This is a genomic window from Deinococcus frigens DSM 12807 (assembly GCF_000701425.1).
In the GTDB taxonomy this organism is placed as follows: domain Bacteria; phylum Deinococcota; class Deinococci; order Deinococcales; family Deinococcaceae; genus Deinococcus; species Deinococcus frigens.
Genome location: NZ_JNIW01000029.1, coordinates 41,485 through 49,264 on the forward strand (window position 1 = coordinate 41,485; position 7,780 = coordinate 49,264).

7 protein-coding genes and 1 pseudogene are annotated in these 7,780 nt (G+C 64.5%); 3 read left to right on the forward strand and 5 right to left on the reverse strand.

Annotated features, from left to right (window positions below; genetic code table 11):
• Positions 1-3: 3 nt before the first annotated feature.
• From Q322_RS0111455 to Q322_RS0111465, 3 genes are all read right to left on the reverse strand, one after another.
• The gene (locus Q322_RS0111455; RefSeq protein WP_029478049.1) at positions 4-2,154 is read right to left on the reverse strand and encodes a single-stranded-DNA-specific exonuclease RecJ; all 2,151 of its coding nucleotides are present in this window, start codon (positions 2,152-2,154) and stop codon (positions 4-6) included.
• Positions 2,151-2,525: a lipopolysaccharide assembly protein LapA domain-containing protein gene (locus tag Q322_RS0111460; protein ID WP_029478050.1), complete on the reverse strand. Its 375-nt coding sequence runs from the start codon at positions 2,523-2,525 to the stop codon at positions 2,151-2,153. Before Q322_RS0111460 ends, Q322_RS0111455 begins: the two co-directional genes overlap by 4 nt.
• A gap of 334 nt (positions 2,526-2,859) precedes the next feature.
• Positions 2,860-4,110: an S-layer homology domain-containing protein gene (locus Q322_RS0111465; protein ID WP_029478051.1), complete on the reverse strand. Its 1,251-nt coding sequence runs from the start codon at positions 4,108-4,110 to the stop codon at positions 2,860-2,862.
• A gap of 490 nt (positions 4,111-4,600) precedes the next feature.
• Between Q322_RS0111465 and Q322_RS0111470 the strand changes: the two genes are divergently transcribed.
• On the forward strand, positions 4,601-5,410 hold the full coding sequence (locus Q322_RS0111470) for an enoyl-CoA hydratase/isomerase family protein (RefSeq protein WP_029478052.1): 810 nt from the start codon (positions 4,601-4,603) through the stop codon (positions 5,408-5,410).
• The gene (locus tag Q322_RS0111475; protein ID WP_051668471.1) at positions 5,403-6,503 is read left to right on the forward strand and encodes a phosphohydrolase; all 1,101 of its coding nucleotides are present in this window, start codon (positions 5,403-5,405) and stop codon (positions 6,501-6,503) included. Before Q322_RS0111470 ends, Q322_RS0111475 begins: the two co-directional genes overlap by 8 nt.
• A 60-nt stretch (positions 6,504-6,563) precedes the next feature.
• Here Q322_RS0111475 and Q322_RS0111480 read toward each other — a convergent pair whose 3' ends face one another.
• A complete protein-coding gene (locus Q322_RS0111480) occupies positions 6,564-6,887 on the reverse strand; it encodes a hypothetical protein (protein WP_029478054.1) in 324 nt (107 codons plus the stop codon).
• 99 nt (positions 6,888-6,986) lie between these two features.
• Here Q322_RS0111480 and Q322_RS0111485 point away from each other — a divergent pair, with 99 nt between their 5' ends.
• Positions 6,987-7,457: a transcription elongation factor GreA gene (locus tag Q322_RS0111485; protein ID WP_029478055.1), complete on the forward strand. Its 471-nt coding sequence runs from the start codon at positions 6,987-6,989 to the stop codon at positions 7,455-7,457.
• 9 nt (positions 7,458-7,466) lie between these two features.
• On the opposite strand, the pseudogene Q322_RS0111490 reads toward Q322_RS0111485, so the two are convergent.
• A pseudogene (locus Q322_RS0111490) lies at positions 7,467-7,780 on the reverse strand (IS630-like element ISMth1 family transposase); the annotation flags it as partial.

Genomic DNA, 7,780 nt, shown 5'->3' on the forward strand with positions numbered 1-7,780 from the left:
GCCTCAGTCTCGTATCGCCAGCTCTGCCGTTTCTCCACTCGGCCCCTCAACCGACAGGTCCAGACCCAGCATGGCGTACACCGAGGCCGTCCAGCCCGCGTCGTCCAGCGTGCGGTGGTGGTGCGCCCACTGCCAGCGGCGGTAGGCATCGGCGGCGTGGGCCATATGCACCTCGTCCGCTGTGGCGTCGGCCAGCGGGTTGGCGGGCGGGGCGCTCAGGTGGTGACGGGTCAGCGCGCCTTCCAGTTCAGACAGGGTCTTCGGCCCCAATGCAAAGGCCACCACACTACTCCCCAGCAACCAGCGGCGCAGGTCGTCCTCGGCGGGCAGGGCGTACAGGATCAGCTCGCCACCGGGATAGGTATCGCCCGCCTCCAGCAGCCGGACGCCCGGCACGTTGTCACCCAGATAGGCGGCCACCGCTGGCGTGGCATAGGCGCTGGCTCCGGCGGTCAGGCGCTGCATGGCGTCCTTCGGGTTCAGGCGGGGCAGGTCCAGCCCGGCAGGGACAGTCAGATCCAACGACACCTGGGCGGGCGGGCGCAGCGCCTGGGCATGGTATTCCAGCCGGGTCTGCCCGCGCCACTCGCTGACCACCAGCCCGGTGGCCAGGTCCCGCTCACCGGCTGCGGCATCGTGTTCACCGTGCTTGATGCCGCGCAGCGCCCCGATGCGGAATTGCAGGCTGTCCCCGCGCTTGCCCACCAGCCGCGTGTCGGTCAAGCCATCGCGCACATGCCACAGCGGGGGGGGGTGGCCCTCACCAAACGGCTCGAAGGTGCTGGCCCCGTCTACCAGTTCCAGCGTCGCGCCCAGCGTGGGCAGCGCCGCGTCCAGCCGCACGCGCGGCACAGGGGACGGAAACTGCCGCACGTAGGCGTGGATGCGCTCGCGAAAGGCCCCGAACTGCGCCTCGTCCAGCGAGAAGCCCGCCGCGCCGGTGTGGCCGCCGTAGCGCTTGAGCAGGTCCTTGCTGTACGTCAGGCCGTTCACGGCGCTGATGCCCGGCGTGCTGCGGACCGAACCCTTGCCCTGCGCGACGATAAACACGGGCTTGTGGAACGCGTCCACCAGTTTGCTGGCCACGATGCCCATCACGCCCGCGTGCCAGTCGGGGTGCGTGACCACCAGCGCGGGTTCGCCCGGATCGGCGATCTGTAGCGCCTGGGCGAACATCTCGTCCTGCAACTTGCGCCGCTCCAGATTGCGGATTTCCAGGTATTCGGCCAGCCGCATGGCCTCGTGGCGGCTGGGGGTAATCAGCAACTCCAGCGCGATATCGGCCTCGCCCAGCCGCCCGGCAGCGTTGATTCTCGGCGCGAGGACAAAGGCCACATCGCGCGCGGTGGGACAGCGCACCCGCCCGGAATCCAGCAGGGCGCGCAGGCCGGGCAGTTCGGTGTCCGCCAGTGCCGCCAGCCCGGCGCGCACCAGGGCGCGGTTCTCGCCGATCAACGGGGCCACGTCCGCCACCGTGCCCAGCGTCGCCAGGGCGGTCAGGGGACGCGGCTCGTCCAGCCCCAGCTCGGCGTGGATGGCCCACAGCAGGTGGTAGGCCACCCCCGCGCCGGTCAGGTTGTACAGGGCCGGGTCATAGCCATCGGTCAGGTTGGGATGCACCACCAGCGCCGCCGGGAAATCGTTCCCTGGCGTGTGGTGATCGGTGACAATCACCTCGGTGCCCAGTTCCAGCAGCGCGGCCACCTCCTGCACGTTGCTGACACCGCAGTCCACCGTGACCAGCAGATCGCAGCTTTCGGCGTGCTCGGGGACCTTGTCGGGGTGAACGCCGTAGCCCTCGTTCAGACGGTGTGGAATGAAGCCGTGGACATTCGCGCCCAGCGCCCGCAGCCCAAGCACTAGCACAGCAGTGGCGCTGACACCATCGGCGTCATAGTCGCCGTGAATGCGGATACGCTTCTTCTGCTGGACCGCGCCCACGATGCGCCGGGCCGCCTCGCGCAGCGCCGGATTGGGGGTCAGGACCAGCGGCGGGTCCAGCAGCGCCGGGGTCAGGCCGCGTCCGTGCAGCACTTGCGCTAGCGGAGGTGACACGCGCCATTGCCGCATCACCGACAGCAATGCCTCGCGGCTGGCGGGTGGGGCCAGCACCCACTGGGCAGCGGGCAGGGCCGCTGGAGTCACCACCTTCATGCGGACGGCTCCTCTCCGGGGGTGGGCAGATCGGGTCCGGGCAAAAGACTGACCGCCGGGACCGCCGTGGGAATGGCCCCCAGCCGGGCTTGCAGGGTGGCGGTCAGCCGTTCTTCCACCGCGCGGCGCTCACGGCGTTCGCGGCGCAGGCTCAGGCGCCCGCGCCAGACCGGTGGCAACAGCAGCAGCGCCGCATAGGCCGCACCGATCAGCGCGAACAGCGCGACCGTCATGCCCACCGACAGCGACAGCTCGCCGCGCCCAAAAGGCAGGGGCAGACGCGCTGGCACCGGGTTTTCCAGCGTGAACAGGCTCAGGTAAGCCAGGATGGCCAGCAGCAGCAGCACCTGGATAAAGGAAACGAGGCGCATGAAAAGCAGTCTAGCGCCGTTGCGGCCAGGAAATGGAAGACGATATTGGGTGGAGCGTCACTCCCTCTGGGCGTGCGCGTTGCTGTCCACACCCGCCAGGAGGGTGACCCATCTTAAATGTTGAATAGGATGAAGAACACGAGGTTGCTTGCGCCTTCCAGCCTCTGGGGCAGTCTGCAAGGCAGGACCGCGAACGCCATTCCAGTAAAGCCAGGACAAGGGAGCGTCCGACAGCCTGGCCGTGCGGGACTGAAACTTCGTTAGCGCATGGTCTGAGAAGGCAAAAAACTGGCCTCCCATTTAGGAGGCCAGCTTCAAAAACTCAGGGAGAGGTTTAGAAGTAGAACTTCAGGCCAGCCTTGACCGCGCCGCCGAAGCCCTTGGTATTCTTGACAGTGGCCACGTTGGTAACGCCGTCGTACCTGTTGCCGCCGGTGCCGTCCGTACGGGCATTGCTCAGGCCCGTACCGTAGCCCTTGTTGCTCAGGTAGTAGCGGCCGTTGCCTTCAACGAAAGCGGCGATGCTGTCGGTGATGCGGAAGTCCAGGCCCACCAGCGCGTTGACATAGGTGTCAGTCGCGTTGGCGTTCGTGGCACCGGTACGAGACTGGCTGCTGGTCAGACCCAGGCCCGCGCCCACGTAGGGGTGCAGATTGCCCGCGTTGATGTTGTAGGTCGCGTTCACATCGGCGTGAATGGCGTTGTAACCGGGCTGATACTCGGCAGCCACACGCGCGCCAATAGGACCGAAGACGCTGGTCGAACCGATAATCGCGCCCGCCGTCACGCAGAGGTTGATGGGCGGGTTGCCCTTCTGGGCCTTGTTAAGGCATGGGTTGGTGGCGTCCACGAAGTGAACTCCGCCACTGATCCCGGCGTACAGCGACTTGGCGCTGGCCATGCTCATGTCGGTGCTGGGTTCGCCGATCACGACGGTGGTGCTGGGTGCAGGCATGACGGGGGTGATGGGCGCAGGGGTGACCGTGGTGGTCGTGCCCGCAACGCCAGCAACTCCGGCAGGACCGACGGGACCAGCCGGACCGACGGGACCGGCGGGGCCAACGGGACCAGCCGGGATATTCTGCACGGCGGCTTCCAGCACGTCGATGCGGGCGATCAGCGCGGCGGTATCGGCGTCACCAGAAGCGGCGCTGCCCATCTCGTTGATCTTGGCTTCCAGGGCGTCGATACGCGCCTGCTGATCAGCGTTCAGCTTCTCCAGATCAGTCAAGCGGCCCGCGATAGCGGCCATCTCGGTGCTAACTTCCTGCATGCCGTTGACCACGATGGTCATATCCTGCTGGTTCATACCGCAGGTGCTCAGCGCGCCGGTCTGAAGAAGACGGTAGAAGATCAGGGCAGCCTGGTAACGGGTCAGGTTCTCGTTGCCGCGGAAGGTGCCGTCAGGGAAGCCCTGGATCAGGCCACACTGGACAATACGGTCCACGGCGTCCTTGGCCCAGTGCCCGGCAGGCACGTCAGTAATGGTGACCGGAACGGGGCTGGTGACAGGCGCAGTATCCTGTGCGCCAGCGACGCCAAGGCTCAGAGCGAGAGTGGAGATAAGAATAAGGGATTTACGCATGTGCAGGTCTCCTTAGAAGCTGAGCAGAGTTAGAAGCATGAATACAGAACAGTCCTCCTGTTTCCTAAGAACCACCGTAGGCACAGGAGATGAGTACATTGTGAAACCGGCAACTTTCTACCTTGCCTTTTCGATCAGAAGTGATTTAATTCATAATTGTAACACCTGACATGAGGGTTCAGTGAACACATTATTCTCCGTTCCATTGCTCAGGAATGACATTCCATAGCCACAACTGGCCATATTGCGGAATTGCTGGCCAGTCATTCCACTCGGCGGGACTGGAAGATTCTCATGAGGTGATTCGCGCTGCGGCTCTGCAATCTCAGCTCATGCGGGCACCCTTGGTAACCCTGGCTCGCTCTCTATTCCTTGGCATGTGAAAATTTCTTCATTTCTGATCTCGGTCCTGTGGTGGCAGCCCATCTGACGCCAGCGAATCGGAGCCAGGGCGCGGTCCTCGCCCGGTCCGCCGTGTCAGAGTGGGGGCATGACGCAGCCGGATACGCAGTTGGACGAAATGGAATTCGAGAATGTGCGGATCGACCGCCACGGCCCGATTGCGGTCCTGACGGTCAACCGGCCCAAGGCGCTCAACGCCCTGAACGCCGAGACCCTGGGCGAGATCAGCGCGGCGGTGGACCTGATCGTGGAGGACGCCGAGGTGGGCGCACTGATCATCACCGGCGGCGGGGACCGGGCCTTTGTGGCGGGGGCCGACATCGCCGAGTTCAAGACGCTGGACGGCGTGTACGCGGGGCGCGAGCTGTCGCTGGCCGGGCAGGACGTGATGCACCAGATCGCCACGCTGCCCATTCCGGTGATTGCCGCTATTAACGGCTTTGCGCTGGGCGGCGGGCTGGAACTGGCGCTGGCCTGCGACATCCGCGTGGCTGCTACCCACGCCAAGCTGGGCCTGCCCGAGGTGACACTGGGCCTGCTGCCGGGTTTCGGCGGCACACAGCGCCTGCCCCGTCTGATCGGGGCGGGCAGGGCATTGGACCTGATGCTCACCGCCCGCCAGGTAGAGGCCGCCGAGGCCTTTGGCATGGGCCTGGTCAACTACGTGGCCGACGACGCCCTGAGCAAGGCGCGCGAGGTGGCCGAAGCAATTTTAAAGAACGGCCCGATCGCCCTTTCGCTGGTCAAGGAAGCCGTGCGCCGGGGCCTGGACACCACGTTGGACGCTGGACTGGAAGTCGAGGCGGATCTGTTTGGCCTGCTGGTCGCCACCAAGGACTTCGGCGAGGGCGTGGACGCTTTTCTGAACAAGCGCAAGGCAGATTTCCAGGGTGAGTGACGCCGCGCGCCCCAACCAGAAACTGTCGCGGCGGGCCGATCAGAAATTCAAGCTGAGCGTCCAGGCGGGTAACGTGCAGGACGTCGCCGGGGTACAAGCTGAACCTTCCCTGACCACCGAGGCCACTGCCGCTGTCAATGGCCGCGTCGTTGAATTCACCACTCCGCGCTCCAAGCTGATTCAGGAGGCGGACGCCGCCATCCGCGACGATCTGCAACACTTTCCCCGCGCGCTGGCGGCCTACATCGCCCTGGCGACTGACCCGGAAGCGCTGGCCCACTGGGACATGGCGAACTACATCACCATGCGCAAGCTGGGCTACAACGATCACGGGCGGGTGCATTCCTTTATCACCGGGGCCGCCAGCCTGGCGATCACCGAGCTACTGCTGGAAGGCGGCGTCAAGCCCGACATCATGGACTCGGGGGTGGGCGACGCCGACGACGTGTATCTGGCCGTGATCCTGGGGACCATGCTGCACGACATCGGCAACCAGATTCACCGCGTCTCGCACGAGCAGCACGGCGTGGCGCTGGCACTGCCCATTCTGGAGCGGATCATGGGACCGCTGTACGCCGATCCGTTCAAGCGGGCCAAGGTTCGCTCCTTTATCCTGGGTGCGGTCAACTGCCACGATCTGAACCCGCCGCCGCTGACACTGGAAGGGGGCATCACCGCCGTGGCCGACGGCACCGACATCACCAAGGGACGCGGGCGCAAGGCCTTTTCGCTGGGCAGCGTGGACATCCACTCGATCAGCGCACTGGCCGTGGATGAGGTGGTGATCGAGCGCGGGCGCGCCACCCCGGTGCTGATCAGCGTGACTATGAACAACTCCGGGGGTATCTTTCAGGTGGAAGAAATCCTGGCCCCCAAGGTCATCCGCACCCCCATGCGCCGTTATGTGGAACTGCGCGCCGCCACCCGGCCAGAGGGCGAGGAGCAGATCCTGTCACGCGTGCGGCTGGACGGCGACCATTTCGTGATGGACTTGGAAAGCGGCGAACAGGTTGAAGTGGAGATCGAGGATACCCAGAAGCGGGCGCAGCAGGCCCTGGCGGCGGCATTAGATACAGGAGTGGAGCGGCGCTGAGGAGAGGAAAGGCGGCAGCCCCGAAAGTTCAATCGGGGCCGCCGCCTTCCTGCTTGACTCTTACTTCCTGTCGCCGGGCAGCGGGTGATCGCGCGCCGGGCCACCGTCCACGCCGCCGCTGCGTGCCCTGCCCTCGCCGCCGTGTTCCTCGCCCCCCAGATCGCCGCCGGTCAGGTTGTTGGGATCGCCCTGGCGGTCCTCGCCGTCCCAGTCGCCCTGAACGCCGTCCATGAAGCCCGGCTGATCGTTGGGGTTCTTGCGGTCCTGCCTAGTGTCCTGGCGCAGCACGTCCTCGGCCACCATCTTGTCCTGAAGGATCTCGGGGCTGGTGCCCTCGTCCTGCACCTCGCCCTCTATTTCGCGGTCATCGTCATAACGGGTCATGGGCGCAGCCTAGACGCGCGGGGGGCGCTGGCACTGAAGATGCCCTTTACCAAACCCTGATGGCAGGTTTTGGCGGAAGCGGCCTATACTGCAAGGTCTATGACTCAGGAACGCATCACCATGACCCAGCGCGGCTACGACAAGCTGGCCGAAACATTGCACACCCTGAAAACCGTACGCCGCGAGCAGATTTCGGAGTACATGGGCACGGCCATTGCCGACGGGGACCTGCGCGAAAGTGCCGCCTATGACGAGGCCCGCATGCAGCAAAGTGAGAACGAGGCCCGCATTATGGAGATCGAGAACCAACTGGAACGCGCCCAGATTATCGCGGGCGACGCCAGCAAGGGCGCGGGCCTGGGTGCCAAGATCAAGGTCAAGGACGAAAAGGGAAACGAGCGCCAGTTTGAACTCGTCGGCACCTACGAGGTGGATGTACCCAAGGGCCGGGTCAGCGACGCCAGCCCCTTCGGTCAGGCACTGGCAGGCAAACGCGAGGGCGATAAGATTACCGTGCAGTTGCCCAAGGGAACGGCCAAGTTTGAAGTGCTGTCGGTGGATTACGACTGATTACAGCGTTCAATTAATTCTGATTTTATCATAATGGCGTTTGAATTTGGTTCTGGCCGTTTTGATGGAGAATTGCCACTCCAGTTGGACTCTCTGGTGCTGTCGCTCATCTACCCAGATTTCCACCTCTGAGCGAAGTGTATTAATCGTCGGGATGCGTCGATCCAGACACTGCCGAGAGAGCGCGCTGAAATCTAACTCCGCCATATTCAGCCAGAACGCGTGTTTCGGTGTGAAGATCCATTCAAACCGGCCCACCAAGCGGTGGGCCTCCTCAGGCTTATTAAATTTGTAGAAACTGCCGCCGTGGTGGGTATTCAAGC

What these genes read in the sequence shown, in the direction of transcription:
- Q322_RS0111455 (WP_029478049.1), bottom strand. Translation starts at nt 2,154, where the DNA reads ATGAAGGTGGTGACTCCAGCGGCCCTGCCCGCTGCCCAGTGGGTGCTG.
- Q322_RS0111460 (WP_029478050.1), bottom strand. Translation starts at nt 2,525, where the DNA reads ATGCGCCTCGTTTCCTTTATCCAGGTGCTGCTGCTGCTGGCCATCCTG.
- Q322_RS0111465 (WP_029478051.1), bottom strand. Translation starts at nt 4,110, where the DNA reads ATGCGTAAATCCCTTATTCTTATCTCCACTCTCGCTCTGAGCCTTGGC.
- Q322_RS0111470 (WP_029478052.1), top strand. Translation starts at nt 4,601, where the DNA reads ATGACGCAGCCGGATACGCAGTTGGACGAAATGGAATTCGAGAATGTG.
- Q322_RS0111480 (WP_029478054.1), bottom strand. Translation starts at nt 6,887, where the DNA reads ATGACCCGTTATGACGATGACCGCGAAATAGAGGGCGAGGTGCAGGAC.
- Q322_RS0111485 (WP_029478055.1), top strand. Translation starts at nt 6,987, where the DNA reads ATGACTCAGGAACGCATCACCATGACCCAGCGCGGCTACGACAAGCTG.